Genomic DNA, 18,012 nt, shown 5'->3' on the forward strand with positions numbered 1-18,012 from the left:
TATAGGCACATTGGTTTATCGCCAATGTCAAAATTAGGGTAGATACCAGTATCTGCCAACACATAGCCCATAATTATTTACTCCAACGTTACAGTAAATTTAATAAATTGATTATTTGGCGATTGATGCCGGTTGTGATGAGTTGCGGATAATTACTTCTGTAGGTAATACCACTGTTTCAAATTCAGTTACCGGGCGTTTGCTTTCAATCAATTTAATAATCATTTCTGTGGCTATTTTACCCATTTCAAAACCCGGCTGGCACACAGTGCTTAACGATGGGTTGAGTACCTTAGCCAGGTGCGTGTTCGAAAAGCCTAAAAGTGCGATATCTTCAGGTATTTTAATCCCTAAATCATGTAAAAGCTCTAATGTAGTTGTCGTGATCCTGTCGGATGCAGCGAAAATGGCATCAGGACGATCTTTTGAATTAAGCAGCTCATTTAACACTTTTTCAACCTCTGCAATGTCCCTGCCACCATGTACGCAGTATTTAATATACTTATCTTCAACACTGATATTACTTTCTTCCAAAGCACGGATATAACCATTTAAGCGTGCAATGGTAATGGAAACATGTGCCGAATTAGTAATATGCGCTATTTTACGATAACCTAAATCAATTAAGCTCTTGGTGGCTTCGTAAGCTCCGCCGAAATTATCAGCAATAACTTTATGGGTTTCAATATCTTCGGTTACGCGATCAAAAAATACAATGGGTAAACCTTTATCGTGTAATCTCCTGATATGATCGGTGTTTTTTGTTTCAGTAGATAGGGAGATCAATAGCCCATCGATAGCCCTAACGGTAAGGTGATGCACGTTAGAAACCTCCAGATCATAAGATTCATGCGTTTGCGTAATGATTACATTATAGCCTTTGCTATATGCCACAGACTCGATACCACTGATAACCTGTGAAAAAAATTGATTATCAATAGTTGAAATAACAATACCTAATGATTTACTATTGCCCCGTTTTAGGCTTTGCGCCATTGGGTTGGGTTGGTAGTTATGTTTTTTGGCACACTCTAAAACTAGCTTTTTTGTTTTTTCACTAATCTCATGGCTATCTTTCAGTGCTTTTGAAACAGCAGAAGCGGATATACCTAATTCCTTCGCGATATCTTTAATGGTAACAGCCTCAAAATTCATTATACTATATTAAAAATTGGTTATATCAGTAAACGGACTATTGGGTAATAGTCCGTTTAGGTAAACATAAGAAATTAAATGTCAATTAAGGTAATTCAGGTTGTAAAACCGCTGCTACGTTAACGATGGATCGTTATCCTCCCAAGAGAAGAAGAAATGCAAACGGTGTTTAGTACAACGATGGCCGGGTTAGTTTTATGCTGATACTACCTAATATCGGTGATAGCAATAGCATCCATATCAGTATAGTCTAGGTTTTCACCGGCCATACCCCATATAAAACTATAGCTGGATGTACCGCTACCCGCGTGAATGCTCCATGGTGGCGAAATTACGGCATCGTAGTTATCCATGGTGATATGTCTTGTTTCGTCACCTTCGCCCATATAATGGAATATTTTTTGTCCCTGGGGTAAGTCAAAATAAAAATAAGCTTCCATACGGCGGTCATGTACATGCGGTGGCATGGTGTTCCATACGCTGCCGTCGTGTAAAATAGTTAAGCCCATTACCAACTGGCAGCTTTTTATACCTTCCAGGTGGATGTATTTATTGATGGTGCGATAATTTGCCGTTGATGCCGATCCTAAGGTTACTTTTACTGCATCCTCGTTACTTAATAGTGTTGTTGGATAAACTGCATGGGCAGGAGCAGAGAGCATATAAAATACAGCTGGTTCCTGAGGGTTTTTACTTGCGAAAGTTACAACTTTAGCTCCTTTGCCAATATAAAGGCAATCCAGTTTATGAAGTTCATAAGCTACGCCATCAACCGTAATAATACCATCTCCTGCAACATTGATAATGCCGATCTCGCGGCGTTCCAGAAAATATTCTGAACGCAGGTTTGGGTAAGTTGGCAATTCTAGTTTTGAATTTACAGGATTTGCAAAGCCTACTATCATTCTGTCGTAATGAGTATAAGTACAGTTTAACTGGTCGGCTTGTACCTGTTTGTCTATCAAAAAACGCGACCGTATTAAACCGGTTGGATAGTTTTTAAAATCTTCTGGATGTACGCTCTGTATTACTTTCACGGGTGTTTATTTTTTATAGTATTACAATTGTACAGCGTTGTGTGATAATAATAAAGTTATTGCCTTACTATTTTCACGCAAACGTTTTAGTAGATATTATCCGAAACTAAACTCCGCTGATCCTTTTTATAAGACAGTCGTTATATCGCTATCTTAGATGGTCTTAGAGTTAACAGCCTGATGATTGTCCATGCAAGGATATAGGATATTGCACATATACAGAACATGATCATATAAGCATCCTTAGGGTAGGAGGTGTTTAGTATACCTGAGAGTCTTTGAATAACTACGCCACCAATACCCCCTGCCATACCACCGATACCGATTACTGAACCAATGGCTTTTTTAGGAAACATATCGGATACTGTAGTAAAGAGATTCGCCGACCAGGCCTGGTGCGCAGCAGCCCCAATACATATTACAGCTATAGCTAAAGTGGAAGCATAAGAGCCAAATATTTCTTTATTGCCAAAATATTGAGTAAGTAGTAAAAATAACGGAAATAAAGCGATGATAAACATGGCCCTCATCCGGGCTTTATATACTGGTGTGCCCCGATTTATCATCATCCGCGGCAGGTTGCCGCCAAATGTACTGCCAAATATAGAGACGAAATACACGATGAACGTTGGCCACATAATGTGATGTATATCCATACCGAATTGCTTCTTTAAATAATCAGGCAACCAGAATAGCAAAAACCACCATATTCCGTCGGTTAAAAACTTACCCCAAAAAAAGGCCCAGGTTTGCGGATAACGGAACAACTTACCCCATGAAATATTCTGATGCAAGGACACATCTTCTGACGGGGCAGCGTGTACAGCGACCTCATCTTCATGAATAAGGTCAAATTCTTCTTTGGTGATGTACTTGCACTTAGCCGGTGGGTTATATAAAGCGAACCAAAAAATAAGCCATAAAAATCCAACAGCTCCAGTTATAATGTAAGCCATTTTCCATCCCTGAGCTTCACCAAAATGGATCAAACACCAGGGTACAAAAATAGCTGCAATCATGGCGCCTATATTTGAACCGCTGTTAAATATACCCGTTGCCAGGGCGCGTTCTTTTTTAGGGAACCATTCAGCCACTGTTTTTATGGATGCAGGGAAATTGCCCGCTTCGCCAACACCAAATAAGCTTCTGATAACTGTATGGGTAACTACGGAACTACCCGCAAACGCATTGAGAATACCAAATACTGACCATATGATAAGCGATAATGCCAATCCTAATTTTGTGCCTATTTTATCAACAACCAAGCCAGCAACAACAGTTATGCCAGCATAGAATGCAGTAAAGCATGCAGTTACATAAGAGTATTGGTTGTCAGTCCAGCCAAATCCACCTTTGGCAATTGGTGTACAAAAGAAATCCTTTACATAGCTGATCACCTGCCTGTCCATGTAATTGATGGTGGTAGAAAAAAGCAGGAGCGAAGCAATTATCCATCTGTAGTTCCTGATCTTTGTTTCTTTTAGCATAACTTATGAGTAAATTTTTTACCTGGATGCTTTCACCAGATTTAATGCTTGTTGTGTATTGGTGAATAGCTGCTCGTATAAGCCTTTCGCTAAAATGTCTTTGGTAATAAGCTTACTGCCTAAGCCAACCGCACAAACTCCGGCTTTAAACCATTGGCTTATATTCTCGGTGTTTAACTCTACACCACCAGTCGGCATAAATAACTGACCCGGGAAAAGTTCTTTTATCGCACTCAAGAAAGAATGCCCTAAAATATTAGCCGGGAATAATTTTATTAATCCTGCGCCGTGTTGTTGCGCTAAAAATATTTCGGTAGGCGTCATACAGCCAGGGCACCATAGTAAGCCATTGTCATGAGCTATTTTTGCCACTGCTGGGTTAACAATTGGCGCCACAATAAAATCTGCGCCTGCATTGATAAAATTAACAGCTTCAGATTCTGTTTTTATAGTACCGATACCTAATATCAGTTCCGGCATTTCATCTTGTTGCGCTTTTTTTAATAGCCTAAAATTCTCCAGCGCAGCGGGGCCTCGATTGGTGTATTCAAGCACTCTTACACCAGCCTTGTACAATGCACGGGTAACTTGCAGGCTTACTTCCGGGTCCTCATGAAAAAACAGCGGCAGCATGCCCTGCGCTATAATACTGTTAACTATGTTTTGGTTGGTGCTCATTTAGTAATTACATTTTTAATTTCGTCACTGGTTCTGCAAGTGGCATCACCTTCTAAAAACAATTTGTCAAAGGCTGCTGCGGTAGCAAATTCAAGTATTTCGGCAGGCGACCTTTGATTATAAAAGCCATAAATAAGGCCTGCCATAAAGCAATCTCCACTGCCAACCTTATTTACTATTTTCGCGGCAGCGTAATCGGTTGTATTATAATATTCACCACCGGTATATAGCGATGTATAGTAGGTAATGCCTCCATCTGCATCAAACCTAAATGTATTGGCAACCGTTTTGCATTTAGGATAATGTTCTGTGATGTATCGTGAAGTTTTTAAAGCAGCCTCAAGATAGTTTTCTTTTTTATTGATGCTTAACAACTCGTCCTCAACAGGTATCCCAAGCATTGTTTCTGCTGCCCATATATTCCCCATAACCAGGTCGCAATAGCTCACCAATTCGGGTATAACCTGCTCAGGGCTTTTGCCGTACTTCCATAATTTTGAACGATAATTCAAATCAATAGAGATGGTAATGTTTTTTGCGGATGCAGCAATTAACGCCTCTTTACAAACATCTGCTACGTTTTGGTTAACAGCAGGGCAAATAGCGCTGAAATGAAACCAGCTAACTCCGTCAAGCACCTTATCCCAATCAATCATGCCGGGTTTTAGTTCTGCAAATGCAGAATGGGCGCGATCGTAGATAAGAGAATCATTTTTTATGTCTGCACCTTTGGTCAAAATATATAAACCTACCCGTTCGCCATGATAATAGGTTTTTTCGGAATCAATCCCCTTGTCTTTTAAGTGCGTACTGATCTGTGCCGACATGTGGTTAGCCGGCAGGGCTGTAAAATATTGTACAGGAACATCCCACAAAGCCAAGGCCGTAGCAACGTTTAGTTCAGCGCCGCCCATATAAAATGGAACGTTATTTTTTTTAAGCCAATTACCTTCGGCATCAAGACTGATCCTAAACAATAATTCGCCAAAGCATAATACCTTACCCAAATTCTTTTTATTAGTTTGTTTATACATTGGTAACTTACAGATAGCAGAGCAATAAAATGCAATATATAGCTAGCTCTTTTATCTGAAGTGAATTTCAAAAATATGGCGAAAACCTCCGTTTTCAAACTTTATAGAATTATTATTTACTACATCGTTTGAGTAAATAAAATTAAAAATCGTGCCCGAAAACATATATCAGTCTAATTCAAAATTCTGTACTGCTATGATATTGCTTACGTTAACAAGGTTTTAAAAAAAGCATCGTCGTAATCAGGTGAAAAATTTAGAATATTATTAAGATAAGCAAATTCTTCTTTCTGATGTGTGGTGGTCAAAACAATACATTTCATCCCGGCATTAAAAGCGGTTTCAGCGCCTTTAGGTGTGTCTTCAAAAACAATACAATCAGATGGGTCAACCTGTAGTAATTCGGCTGCATTTAAAAACGTTTCCGGGTCGGGTTTACTCATTTTAACATCGTCGGCACTTACAATTACTTTAAAGTAATGGCGGATATTTAGGTTATCCAACACAAAATCAATATTAAACGGAATGGCTGCTGACCCAATAGCCATAGGGATATTTTTTTGATAAGCGCTTTCCAATAACTCATGCAAACCGGGTATTAATTTTAAATAAGGTAAAAATTCCTGCTGATATTTTTTTTCCTTTTCAATTGACAGTGTATCCATCTCAGTTTGGGTAAATCTATTCGGCCCAAATACTCTAACCAGTACTTCCGGATTCTTGCCATACATTTCTTTTTTAACATCTTCCCAGGTAAGGTTAGCGCCCAGTTCATTATTAAACAAGTCGAGCCATGCCTTGGTATGGTAGGTCATGTCATCTATTATAGTGCCGTTTAAATCAAATAACAAAGCTTTTGGAGTCATATATAATCAAAGTAAAGAGCACAAATATAAAAATATGCTGCAACAGGCTCTATTTTATAAGTATGTATTATACACTAATAAACTTAATCAATGTTGATTTTGTCTTTCTATATTATTAAGAGCTATGCCTATAAGTTTTAGCTTATATTGAGTAATATAAACTCTATTTTATCTTTTAGGTAACTTTTTTATGTAAAAACTTTTATTTGTAAATAAATTAGTGTTATTTCGACACGTATTATAAACCAGTATGAGTAAAGACAAATTTGTTATAGGGGTCGACTATGGTTCTGATTCCGTCCGCTCCGTTATTATCAATGCTACAAATGGCGAAGAAATAGCTTCATCAGTATATAATTATCCACGTTGGCAAAAGGGATTGTATTGCGACGCGCCGAATAATCAATTCAGGCAGCACCCGCTTGATTATATAGAAGGCCTGGAAATAACAATAAAGGATTGTATTAAAACCGCTGGCGGCGCGACTGTTGCTGGTAATATAAAAGGATTATCGGTTGATACCACCGGTTCAACTCCGGTTGCGGTAGATAAAACCGGAACACCACTTGCGCTAACGCAGGCTTTTAGTGAAAATCCCAATGCCATGTTTGTGCTTTGGAAAGATCACACAGCCGTAAAAGAAGCTGCGGAAATTAATGAGCATGCCACCAAATTCAGTATAAACTATCTTAAATATGTTGGCGGCATCTATTCTTCGGAATGGTTTTGGGCTAAGCTATTACATGTTTTAAGGGCTGATGAAAGCGTTAGAAAAGCAACACATTCGTGGGTTGAGCATTGTGATTGGATACCATTCCTGTTAACAGGAGGCAAAAATGCAAACGAAATTAAACGCGGGCGTTGCTCAGCAGGGCATAAGGCCCTGTGGGCAGAGGAGTTTGGTGGTTTACCACCAGATGAGTTTTTCGCTACGCTGGACCCTGTTTTGAAAGGATTTACTTCAAAATTATTTACAGAAACTTATACCGCAGACCAGGCGGCAGGTAGGTTAAGCCCTGAATGGGCTGAGCGACTTGGATTATCGACTAATGTAATAGTTGGTACAGGCGCATTCGACGCGCATATGGGCGCGGTAGGCGGACAAATAGAGCCGTATCATTTAAGTAAGGTGATGGGTACTTCTACCTGCGATATTCTGGTGGCGCCGGTCAATGAAATGAAAGATAAGCTGGTACGCGGTATATGCGGACAAGTAAATGGTTCCGTTATACCCGGTATGGTGGGCCTTGAGGCTGGTCAATCTGCTTTTGGCGATACTTATGCCTGGTTTAAGAATATCGTATCATGGCCTATGGATAACCTGCTTTCTCAATCTTCCATAATTGATGCACAAACCGCGAAAGCATTAAAATTAGAGCTATCCGAATTAATCATACCCGAACTTAGCAGGCAAGCATCATTTCTTCCTATTGAGGAAGATAGCGAGCTGGCAATTGATTGGTTTAATGGCCGCCGTACACCTGATGCGGATCAATCATTAAAAGGAGCCATCACTGGTTTAGGTTTGGGCAGCGATGCCCCGCGAGTGTTTAAGGCATTGGTCGAAGCTACTTGCTTTGGGGCTAAAAGCATAGTTGAGCGATTTGTATCAGAAGGAATACCCGTAAAGGGACTTATCGGCATCGGTGGTGTGGCTAAAAAATCACCATTTGTTATGCAAACGATGGCGGATGTGCTGGGCATGCCTATCCGCATACATCAATTTAAACACACTTGTGCTTTGGGTGCTGCTATGTTCGCAGCAGTAGTCGCGGGTATTTATCCAACTGTTGAAGAGGCAATGGCGGCAATGGGCCGTGGCTTTGATGTAGAATATTATCCCAACCCACAATATCAGGAAGTTTATAAAAGAAGATATAAGCAATACAATGGTTTAGGTGAATTCGTGGCTTTTCAGGTTGCGAACAGTTTAAATAATCATAAATAATATCAGCAATATGAGCAAATATCAGCATATAAAACAAAGCGCATACGAAGCAAATATGCAACTGCCCAAACTAAACCTGGTACTGTTTACCTTTGGTAATGTTAGCGCGGCCGATCATGAACTGGGCGTATTTGCTATAAAGCCCAGCGGTGTACCTTATGAAGATCTTTCACCGGAAAAAATGGTTATTGTTGATTTTGACGGTAATACCATTGAGGGAGAACTAAGGCCATCATCTGATACAAAAACCCATGCGGTGCTTTATAAGCATTGGAGTGATATTAACGGAATAGTGCATACCCACTCTACCTATGCAACCGCCTGGGCGCAGTCGCAGCGGTGCATACCAATTTTCGGTACAACACATGCCGATTATTTAACCGTAGATGTACCTTGCGCGCCACCCATGAATGATGAAATGATCCAGGGAGATTATGAGTATCAGACCGGATTCCAAATTATGAATCATTTTAAAAAAGAAGGGTTGGATCATAAAGAGGTTGAGATGGTATTGGTAGGCAATCATGCGCCGTTCAGCTGGGGGAAATCAGCTGAAAAGGCGGTGTACAACAGTGCTGTATTAGAAGCGGTTGCGCATATGGCCTATCTTACTGAACAAATCAATCCACAGGCCAAACGGTTACAGGATTCCTTGATAAAGAAACACTTTGAAAGAAAACATGGCCCTGATTCATACTACGGCCAATAAGTTGGTGAACAGTTAATACTCACCACTTACTCAATTGCTAATTCAATAATTATATATATGATCGATCTAAAAATATTTGAAGTTTGGTTTATAACCGGAAGCCAGAGCTTGTACGGAGAAGAAACGTTAAAAAAAGTTGCAGAACATTCGCAGGAAATTGTAAAAGGAATAGATACTTCGGGCAAAATACCTGTACGTGTAGTTTTCAAACCTATTGTCAAATCATCGGAAGAAATTTATGCCACTATACAGGAGGCAAATGCGGCTGAGAATGTGATTGGTATAATTACCTGGATGCACACCTTTTCACCTGCAAAAATGTGGATACGTGGGTTAAGCATTTTACAAAAACCAATGTTGCACCTGCATACGCAATATAACCGCGATATTCCATGGAGCAGCATTGATATGGATTTTATGAATCTGAACCAAAGCGCGCATGGCGACAGGGAGTTTGGTTTTATGGTATCGCGCATGCGTAAAAATCGCAAGGTAGTGGTTGGCCATTGGCAGGATACCGAAGTATTAGACCAAATAAGTACATGGTCGCGTGCAGCCGCTGCCTGGTATGATTGGCAAGGTGCAAAATTTGCACGTTTTGGCGATAACATGCGTTATGTAGCAGTTACCGATGGCGATAAGGTTGAGGCGGAGTTGAAATTCGGGTTCTCTGTTAATACTTATGGTATAGGAGATTTAGTGGGAGTAATAAACGCAGTCAGCGACGAGGCGATTAACGAACTAATTGATGAGTATCAAAGCTCGTACACAATGGATGCCGACCTTAATAAAGGTGGTGCAAGACATTCTTCAGTTTATGAAGCAGCCAGAATTGAGTTGGGAATGAGGTCGTTTTTAAAAGAAGGCGGCTTTAAAGGTTTTTCTGATACGTTTGAAGACCTGCATGGTATGGCGCAATTGCCGGGCATCGCTTCGCAACGCTTAATGGCCGATGGTTATGGCTTTGCGGGTGAAGGCGACTGGAAAACAGCAGCCTTGGTACGCGCCTTTAAAGTGATGGGCAGCGGATTGCCAGGCGGTAATGCTTTTATGGAAGATTATACCTATCATTTCGATCCTAATAATGCTTTAGTTTTAGGTTCGCATATGCTGGAGGTTGATGCCTCATTAGCTAATGGTAAAGCAGCGTTAGAGGTGCATCCTTTAGGTATTGGTGGTAAAGCAGATCCTGCAAGGCTGGTATTTAACGTGGCTGGTGGCGAAGCGCTTAATGCATCTATTATCGACATGGGTAATCGTTTCCGCTTACTGATAAACGAAGTTAAAGCTGTTGATCCGCAAAATGATTTACCTAATCTGCCAGTAGCAAGGGTATTATGGAAACCATACCCGGATATGAAAACAGGTTGCGCGGCATGGATATACGCGGGTGGTGCACACCATACCGCATACAGCCAGAATTTAACGGCTGAACATTTACAGGACTTTGCTGATATAGCAGGTATTGAATTTGTACGTATTGGTAAAGATACCAAGCTGGATCAGTTCCGTAATGAGCTGCGCTGGAATGATGCGGCTTACAAATAATAGCTTTTTATATTCCTGCCTATGCTTGTTGGGCATTTAGCATAGGCAGGTTTAAACCAATTTAAACCAATTATTAAAATATGAATAAGTTCTCAGCTATTGATTACATAATATTCGTTATCTACTTTTTTGTAGTATCGGGTTATGGCTATTGGGTATATCGCCGTAAAAAAACAGCTACCATATCCGGCAGTCACGATTTCTTTTTGGCTGAAGGCTCTCTTACCTGGTGGGCAATTGGCGCATCGCTTATCGCATCCAATATTTCAGCAGAACAGTTTATCGGTGCCAGCGGGCAGGGTTTCCAGGTGGGGCTTGCTGTTGCGGCTTATGAATGGGTGGCCGCCATCGCGCTTATTATTGTAGCGGTATGGTTTATCCCGGTGTATCTTAAAAATAAGATATTTACCATGCCACAGTTTCTGGAAACAAGGTATAACCAAACGGTAAGTTTGATTATGGCTATTTTCTGGCTGTTTCTGTATGTATTTGTTAATTTAACCTCTATTCTTTTCCTGGGCGCATTAGCTATTAACAGTTTGGCCGGTGGCAGTCAGGAAACATTTCATTATATCATCATTGCACTTGCTGTGTTCTCGCTTATTATCGCCCTTGGTGGTATGAAAGTAATTGGATTTACTGATGTTATACAAGTTTTAGTATTGGTTATCGGCGGTTTAGCTACTACCTATATAGCTTTAACTTTAGTTAGTGAGCGTTTTGGATTGGGTAAAGATGCATTAGCGGGCTTTAGCGCCATGCTGAAAAATGCGCCTGATCACTTTAAAATGATATTACCTAAACCCGGCCCGCACGCCTCACAGCAGGATGTCGACAAGTATCTTTTACTGCCCGGCATTGCCATGTATTTTGCAGGCCAATGGATAGTTAACTTAAACTACTGGGGTTGCAATCAATATATCACACAAAGGGCATTAGGTGCCAATCTTAAAACAGCACGTACAGGTATTTTATTTGCAGGTTTGATGAAACTGGCTATGCCTATTATTGTGATTTTGCCAGGTATCGCAGCTTACGTTTTATACAAAAACGGCGGCCTGCAACATGAGATGACAGTAGGTGGGCACTTAAACCCGGATAATGCTTATTCTGCTGTGCTTGGGTTTTTGCCAAATGGCTTAAAAGGCCTTTCTATAGCGGCCCTAACGGCAGCCATAGTTGCATCATTAGCAGGCAAGGCTAATAGTATATCCACCATATTTACAATGGATATTTATAAAAAATACATAAAGAGGGATGCCGATGAGAAATCGATGGTTGGCATGGGTAAGATCATTATCGGTGTAGCCTTGTTCCTTTCTATTTTACTTACCTGGAAAGATCTTTTAGGAATAGGTGGCGAGGGTGGTTTTACATTTATTCAGAAATATACCGGCTTTATCAGTCCGGGTATATTTGCCATATTTATATTGGGCTTTTTTTGGAAGCGTACCACAGGCGGGGCCGCAATTGCAGGTATCCTGACAGGATTTTTAGCTTCTGTTTTGTTCAATAACTACGCACCATCTCTATTTGGACACGAGACATTTTTGTATACCGCTTTCCCTAATGGGCATGGTGGCTACGAAATTCCATTCCTGATTTGTATGGGGCTGTCTTTCTTGTTTACTATGATAGTAATGGTAGTTATAAGTTTATTTGCTCCTAAAATTAATCCCAAACATTTTGTTTTAGATAGATCGATGTTCAAAGTAGAGCCTTCAACATTGGCGCTTATAGTGATAACGTTGTTATTACTTACAACACTTTACGTCAAGTTTTGGTAGTATAAAACTTACCCTAAATAAAAACAGGCATCTCAATTTCGGGATGCCTGTTTTATTATATTATTTATTCTCGATTAAAATATCAGGTTGGTAGGGTTGGGGATCAGGTTTAAAAATGCCTGGAATTTGGCATAATAATTTTGCATATTCAGCTGATAGTAAAATGCGCCTCTTCTTGATCCTGCTTTATCTTTTTCGGCTTGTTTAATCAGTAACCCGGTAGCCAATATTCGTTTACTGAAATTACGCTTATCAATAGTAGTATTGTACACGCTCTCATAAAGGCTTTGCAATTGTGGGATGGTAAACCTACTAGGCAGCAATTCAAAAAGGATTGGATGTAGTGCTGCCTTATAGCGAATACGCCTTTTTGCCATTTCAACCATTTCTTGCTGATCAAATATAAGTTTAGGCATGCGTTTAAGCGAGAACCATTCAGGATGGAAATCTGCACTTATTTGCTTTTGGTACTTGTTAATATCTATCAGGGCAAAGTAGGCTGTAGATACTGTTCTTTCCACAGGGTCGCGAAGTGGATTGCCGAAAGTATGTAATTGTTCCAAATACATACCATCTAAGCCTGTTAACTGTTTAAGTATTCGGTTTGATGCCTGATCGAGGCTTTCATCGGGTTGTACAAAGCCCCCCATAAGGCTCCATTTACCCATCTCGGGTTCAAACCCACGTTGTATCAATAAAATTTTTAAGGTATCACCGTCAAATCCAAATATAATACAATCTACTGCCTGTGTGAACCGACTTTGTTTGGAATAGCTGATCATTTAAATGGTTAATCTTTTTTCAAGGATGTACCTACAAATCTAACATTTTCATTCATAGCTCAACATAAATCTAAACACATTTAGAAGAGTTAATGATCATTAGGAAAAAACTAATTGAATAAGGTTGTAGGATTATATCTTGTCCTAATAAGAATTTTATGATTATAACGTGTATTGGCTATGATCTGTATCTATAAATTCCCACCTTAAAGGGCTGAATGCATCAACCAACATACCCTCCTCAAGACAAACACAACCATGTACAGTATAGGGTGGTGCATAATAACCATCGCCCTTGCTAATGATCTTTTTTGTATCTCCCATAGTCATTTCAAAAGTACCGCTTTCCACATAGGTTACTTGCGAGTGCGCATGGTTATGTAATTGCCCACAGCTGTCTTTTTCAAACTTAACCTTAACAAGCATTACTTTATCGTCATATCCCAATACTTGTCGCTGTACTCCCGCACCAACTGTTTTCCAGTCAGATTTCTCCTCAAATTGAAATAAATTACTTTGTATCATTTTAGTATGCTATTGTTTACCGTTTTATTATGTAGGCTTATATCTGCTCAGATATTAATTAACCACTTTAATTTTTATAACTAATTTTTTCACTGTATCATATCCATCAACTTTGATGTTGGGACGGTGAGCATCAGGTGGAAAAAATAAAAAGAACTGACTTGGTGTTGCTAAGTAATAAGTTCCGTCGGCTGTGTAGTTAGCCGCGTCTTTTGCCGGGTTATAGGGATTAATTACGGTAGCGGTACTTACCGGTGCAACCCCTATTTTTTCTTCTCCGATGATGACGTATTGCAAGTCGATATATTTTTGGTGTGATTCCCATTTCGCATTTTCTAATGTTTTAGAAGGATCATGGGTAATACTGGCATAAGCATTTTTATCATCTATCGGATATTTCCCCGGAGCCAGGTTTTTTAGATCCTGATTTTTCATGAATGCGAATACCTTATCCCAAACGGCTTTATTGGCATTGTACTGTTTGTAAAATTCCAATGCATTAACAGAGGGGCTTACATCTATTAAAAGACCGTTGTTCCATACTTTACTTTTTACCCATTGCTCAGCAGCTTTTTGATCAGCTTGAGCCAATGCTATATTTTTCATTGTAAAGAAATTTAGAAAAACTAAGGTTATGATAATAGCTTTTTTTATTCTCATGATTATAAAGGGTTTAAATAGGACTTAGTGTTCCTTTATGTATTATTAATATAATATTTACTTTTTCAATATTACAACGTATTCCTTTTAAATTGAAGGAAATTAGCGTATATATCTACGCAAACGTTGGAGTGAAAACGAGTAGAGTTAGTGTTTTTGCGAAGCTGTATAAATTAGTGAAAGTATTGCATGTAATCATCTTTTCAACTTGGTTGAGGCATGTAGGTATTAATTAAAATAAAAAGGAGCTATTCCAAAATGAAATAACTCCTTCTATTTTAATGACCTCCCTAAGGGGTATGGGAGACTTAATTATCTCCAATATCCTCTGTGCCATGCATAACCGCGTGGGCCGTGGTGCCAGTTGCCTGCTACCCAAACCCTTCCGGCACGCGGCCGAGCCCAATGGCCGGGCCTGCGCACATAAACGCCGCCATTCCAAACCCAATCACCATCAATCCAAATTGCACCAGAGTACGGCGCACCAGGCCTCACATAAACAGTTTCTGATGGTTGACTGCTCACATAATACTCTCCTGCACAGGCTGACATAAATAGAGAACCCGCTAATGCCGTCATGATCCCTAATTTTTGTAATGTTTTCATAAGTATTTTTTTTGCTAGATAATAAGTATGGACAAATAACTACCAAAAAGGTTTAATAATCTATTTGCTGAACTTATCGGCAACTACTAGCTCCTTACTGCCAGTTGCGTATTTATAAAACCCGCTGCCCGATTTTATGCCCAGTTGGCCAGCTGTTACCATATTTACCAAGAGTGGACAAGGCGCATATTTAGGATTGCCGAAACCACTATGTAATACATTCAATATAGCTAAACAAACATCCAGCCCTATAAAATCCGCAAGTTGCAAAGGCCCCATAGGGTGCGCCATTCCTAATTTCATTACTGTATCTATCTCATAAACCCCGGCAACGCCTTCGTGAAGCGTATAAACCGCTTCATTTATCATCGGCATTAAAATACGGTTAGCCACAAAGCCGGGGTAATCATTTACTTCTACTGGTACTTTATCCAAAGTTGCGGATAGTTGCATAATGGTATTAGTAACCTCATTCGTAGTTGCATAACCTCTTATTACTTCAACCAGTTTCATTAACGGTACTGGATTCATAAAGTGCATGCCGATTACATTTCCCGGATTTTTAGTTACCGAAGCAATTTGAGTGATGGATATAGACGACGTATTGGAAGCTAGTATTACCTTATCGCTACATAGTTCACTTAACTGTTTAAACAAACTAAGTTTTATTTCTCTATTTTCTGTAGCCGCTTCAATAACCAGATCTGCGTTTTGTACAGCATTTTTTAAATCGGTGTAAGTTTTAATATGGTTTAGTGTAGCAGCTTTTGCTTGCTCATCTATTGTGCCTTTTTTTATCTGCCTGTCAAGGTTATTTGTTATAGTTTGCAAGGCGCGGTTTAATGCAGCCTCATTAATATCTACCAGTGAAACATTAAACCCATGCTGAGCGAAGGTATGCGCAATACCATTACCCATAGTCCCTGAACCTATAACTGTAATATTCTTCATGATTTATTTATTGGCTTATAGTGTTTTTGAAGCTAATATTTTATTGGCAATTTACAAGGTAATAAAATCGCCAGCTTTTATTATTGCGTCTTTATCTACCGTCTCGAATTCGTGCAAATGCCCCAACAATTTTACCCCGGTGTAATTTAAAATATAACTTTCCGAGTTCTCATCAGTTTTTCCATTAAATATTATTCCGGCTATTTTAATATCATATTGCTTTAACAGAGCTACAGATAATAAAGTGTGATTAATACTCCCTAAATAATTTTGCGAAACAAGTACTACCTCAACATTGAGTTGTTTGATCAGGTCGATCATTAAATACTCATCGTTTAATGGTACCATTAAGCCGCCTGCTCCTTCAATTAACAAGTTATTGTTGGTTTTTGGAGCGATGATTTTATTTAGGTCGATGGTTATTCCATCAATAGCAGCAGATTTATGTGGGGAATAAGGTTGTGTCAATCTGTAAGCCTCGGTATGAAAAACAGAAGTGTTGTTTGATACCAAATTCCTTACTTTTAAGGTATCGCTATCATCCAAATCTCCCGACTGTATGGGTTTCCAGTAGTCGCTTTTTAGTTTTTCTGTCAATACCGCCGAGACGATAGTTTTACCTATCCCGGTACCTATTCCTGTAATAAATAACGTTTTATCAGGCATTTATTAATTCGTTTATGGTTTTAGTCAATAGATTAATTTCATCAATAGTATTATATGCATGCAAGCAAATTCGCAATCGTTCGGTGCCTGCAGGTACGGTGGGGCTTAATATAGCACGTACATCCAAACCTTTATTTTGTAAATATAAAGCGGCTTCCCTTGCCCGTTCGTTATCATTTAACAGCAGGCACTGTATAGCACTGTCGCTTTTAAGTAAGGCAGATGCGGTTGATATTTTCTCCTTAAATAAGGAAATATTGCTATTCAGTGCCTTTATCGTTTTGTCTGAATGCTGTAGCATTTGATATGCTGTTTTTATGGAAGCTATTTGGTGCACCGATGTAGCAGTGGTGTAGATAAAAGACCTCGCAAAATTGATTAGGTAGTTTCTTAACGCTTCGCTACCTAAAACAATGGCACCATGACAGCCTAAAGCTTTGCCAAATGTTATCACCCGGGCAAATATTTTATTTTCAATACCCAGCTTATTAATTAAGCCTTTTTTATGCAGGCCTATGGCGTGAGCTTCATCAACAATTAAAGCAGCATCATATTTCTCTGTAAGTAGAAGTATGTCTAATAGAGGAGGAGTGTCACCGTCCATGGAATACACGCTTTCGATGGCTACATAGCAATTCCCTCTAGCCTGCTTTAATTTGGCTTCCAGGCTATCTAAATCATTATGCTTAAAAGTATAACGGTTGGCATGGCTTAGGCGTGCCCCGTCAATAATAGAGGCATGTATTAGTTCATCAGTAATAATAGTATCGCCGCGTTGCGCAATACATGAGAATAAGCCAACGTTAGCATCATAACCTGAGTTAAACAATAATCCCGCCACGCTATTGTGGTAAGATGCTATCTCTCGCTCCAAATCTTCAGTATACTGTAAATTACCCGACAATAGCCTCGACCCGGTAGAGCCATTCAATGCCAATTGCAGTCCATTTACTTCAGCATCAATTTTAGTTTTTAGTTCTGATGATCGGGCAAAGCCTAAATAATCATTCGAGCAAAAATCAACAAGCGAATTTTCCGGCTTAAGCGTACGGTAGGAACCCGCCAGCTTCCTTTCGGCTAATCGTTGTTCAATAAATGCTTCTGATGATTTCACCCGGTAAATTTTCTGCTAAAATAAAGAAAGCGCCCCGATATTATCGAGGCGCTTTCTTTATTAATTTGGATGGCAAGACTTAGTTGCCACCGCCGCCGCCATTTTGCATTTTGGCGCGCATATCATCCATCATTTTTTTGTAAGCTACTTTCTGGTCATCAGTAAGTATAGCTTGTATTTTTTGATTAGCTGCCATCTGGATCGGGCGCATTGCTGTCCTGTCGCCACCAGCACTTTTTACGCTATCTCGTTGAGCAGCGGAGGTTTTTAAAATAGCTGTGATTTGAGTTGTTTGATCATCACTTAGTTTTAACTGGGTTTGCATTGCTTTAGCTCTATCTTCAGGGCTCATTCTCATTCCGCCTTGCTGTGCATGGCTCGCTGCTGTAATTCCTACAACGAAGCAGCACATTAACAAAATTTTTTTCATCGCTTAATTTTTTAGTTTTTACGTTTTAT

General features: G+C 39.6%; 18 protein-coding genes. 4 read left to right on the top strand and 14 right to left on the bottom strand.

Features of this window, described 5'->3' with window-relative positions:
* Positions 1 to 111: 111 nt before the first annotated feature.
* The 6 genes from GSQ74_RS19330 to GSQ74_RS19355 all read right to left on the bottom strand — a co-directional run bounded on the left by GSQ74_RS19330 (position 112) and on the right by GSQ74_RS19355 (position 6,257).
* Complete coding sequence (locus GSQ74_RS19330) at positions 112 to 1,155, bottom strand: LacI family DNA-binding transcriptional regulator (RefSeq protein ID WP_158995851.1); 1,044 nt, start codon at positions 1,153 to 1,155, stop codon at positions 112 to 114.
* A gap of 206 nt (positions 1,156 to 1,361) precedes the next feature.
* Positions 1,362 to 2,192, bottom strand: a complete 831-nt coding sequence (kduI, locus tag GSQ74_RS19335; RefSeq protein WP_158995852.1) for a 5-dehydro-4-deoxy-D-glucuronate isomerase — start codon at positions 2,190 to 2,192, stop codon at positions 1,362 to 1,364.
* A gap of 140 nt (positions 2,193 to 2,332) precedes the next feature.
* Entirely contained in the window at positions 2,333 to 3,679 is a 1,347-nt protein-coding gene (locus GSQ74_RS19340) for an MFS transporter (RefSeq protein WP_158995853.1), read from the bottom strand.
* Positions 3,680 to 3,697: 18 nt separating this feature from the next.
* On the bottom strand, positions 3,698 to 4,357 hold the full coding sequence (locus tag GSQ74_RS19345) for a bifunctional 4-hydroxy-2-oxoglutarate aldolase/2-dehydro-3-deoxy-phosphogluconate aldolase (protein ID WP_158995854.1): 660 nt from the start codon (positions 4,355 to 4,357) through the stop codon (positions 3,698 to 3,700).
* Positions 4,354 to 5,391: a sugar kinase gene (locus tag GSQ74_RS19350; protein ID WP_158995855.1), complete on the bottom strand. Its 1,038-nt coding sequence runs from the start codon at positions 5,389 to 5,391 to the stop codon at positions 4,354 to 4,356. The genes GSQ74_RS19345 and GSQ74_RS19350 overlap by 4 nt, the downstream gene beginning before the upstream one ends.
* A gap of 206 nt (positions 5,392 to 5,597) precedes the next feature.
* Positions 5,598 to 6,257 (bottom strand): HAD family phosphatase, encoded by a 660-nt coding sequence (locus tag GSQ74_RS19355; protein WP_158995856.1) that lies wholly within the window; start codon positions 6,255 to 6,257, stop codon positions 5,598 to 5,600.
* A gap of 250 nt (positions 6,258 to 6,507) precedes the next feature.
* Here GSQ74_RS19355 and GSQ74_RS19360 point away from each other — a divergent pair, with 250 nt between their 5' ends.
* The 4 genes from GSQ74_RS19360 to GSQ74_RS19375 all read left to right on the top strand — a co-directional run bounded on the left by GSQ74_RS19360 (position 6,508) and on the right by GSQ74_RS19375 (position 12,249).
* The gene (locus tag GSQ74_RS19360; protein WP_158995857.1) at positions 6,508 to 8,205 is read left to right on the top strand and encodes a ribulokinase; all 1,698 of its coding nucleotides are present in this window, start codon (positions 6,508 to 6,510) and stop codon (positions 8,203 to 8,205) included.
* Positions 8,206 to 8,215: 10 nt separating this feature from the next.
* Complete coding sequence (locus GSQ74_RS19365) at positions 8,216 to 8,914, top strand: L-ribulose-5-phosphate 4-epimerase (RefSeq protein ID WP_158995858.1); 699 nt, start codon at positions 8,216 to 8,218, stop codon at positions 8,912 to 8,914.
* A 57-nt stretch (positions 8,915 to 8,971) separates the two neighbouring features.
* Complete coding sequence (araA, locus tag GSQ74_RS19370; RefSeq protein WP_158995859.1) at positions 8,972 to 10,462, top strand: L-arabinose isomerase; 1,491 nt, start codon at positions 8,972 to 8,974, stop codon at positions 10,460 to 10,462.
* Positions 10,463 to 10,542: 80 nt separating this feature from the next.
* Positions 10,543 to 12,249, top strand: coding sequence for a sodium/solute symporter (locus GSQ74_RS19375; protein ID WP_158995860.1), 1,707 nt, complete (start codon positions 10,543 to 10,545; stop codon positions 12,247 to 12,249).
* Positions 12,250 to 12,323: 74 nt separating this feature from the next.
* Here GSQ74_RS19375 and GSQ74_RS19380 read toward each other — a convergent pair whose 3' ends face one another.
* The 8 genes from GSQ74_RS19380 to GSQ74_RS19415 all read right to left on the bottom strand — a co-directional run bounded on the left by GSQ74_RS19380 (position 12,324) and on the right by GSQ74_RS19415 (position 17,983).
* A complete protein-coding gene (locus GSQ74_RS19380) occupies positions 12,324 to 13,031 on the bottom strand; it encodes an NUDIX hydrolase (RefSeq protein WP_158995861.1) in 708 nt (235 codons plus the stop codon).
* 162 nt (positions 13,032 to 13,193) lie between these two features.
* Entirely contained in the window at positions 13,194 to 13,556 is a 363-nt protein-coding gene (locus tag GSQ74_RS19385) for a cupin domain-containing protein (protein ID WP_158995862.1), read from the bottom strand.
* A 54-nt stretch (positions 13,557 to 13,610) separates the two neighbouring features.
* Positions 13,611 to 14,162, bottom strand: a complete 552-nt coding sequence (locus tag GSQ74_RS19390; RefSeq protein ID WP_158995863.1) for a YhcH/YjgK/YiaL family protein — start codon at positions 14,160 to 14,162, stop codon at positions 13,611 to 13,613.
* Positions 14,163 to 14,528: 366 nt separating this feature from the next.
* On the bottom strand, positions 14,529 to 14,822 hold the full coding sequence (locus tag GSQ74_RS19395; RefSeq protein WP_158995864.1) for a hypothetical protein: 294 nt from the start codon (positions 14,820 to 14,822) through the stop codon (positions 14,529 to 14,531).
* 60 nt (positions 14,823 to 14,882) lie between these two features.
* Complete coding sequence (locus tag GSQ74_RS19400) at positions 14,883 to 15,773, bottom strand: 3-hydroxyacyl-CoA dehydrogenase family protein (RefSeq protein ID WP_158995865.1); 891 nt, start codon at positions 15,771 to 15,773, stop codon at positions 14,883 to 14,885.
* A 51-nt stretch (positions 15,774 to 15,824) separates the two neighbouring features.
* A complete protein-coding gene (gene bioD, locus GSQ74_RS19405) occupies positions 15,825 to 16,439 on the bottom strand; it encodes a dethiobiotin synthase (RefSeq protein ID WP_158995866.1) in 615 nt (204 codons plus the stop codon).
* Positions 16,432 to 17,553, bottom strand: coding sequence for an 8-amino-7-oxononanoate synthase (locus GSQ74_RS19410; RefSeq protein WP_158995867.1), 1,122 nt, complete (start codon positions 17,551 to 17,553; stop codon positions 16,432 to 16,434). The genes bioD and GSQ74_RS19410 overlap by 8 nt, the downstream gene beginning before the upstream one ends.
* 79 nt (positions 17,554 to 17,632) lie before the next feature.
* Positions 17,633 to 17,983: a hypothetical protein gene (locus GSQ74_RS19415; protein ID WP_158995868.1), complete on the bottom strand. Its 351-nt coding sequence runs from the start codon at positions 17,981 to 17,983 to the stop codon at positions 17,633 to 17,635.
* Positions 17,984 to 18,012: the final 29 nt, after the last annotated feature.

It is taken from the genome of Mucilaginibacter sp. L196 (assembly GCF_009765905.1).
Classification (GTDB): Bacteria; Bacteroidota; Bacteroidia; order Sphingobacteriales; family Sphingobacteriaceae; genus Mucilaginibacter.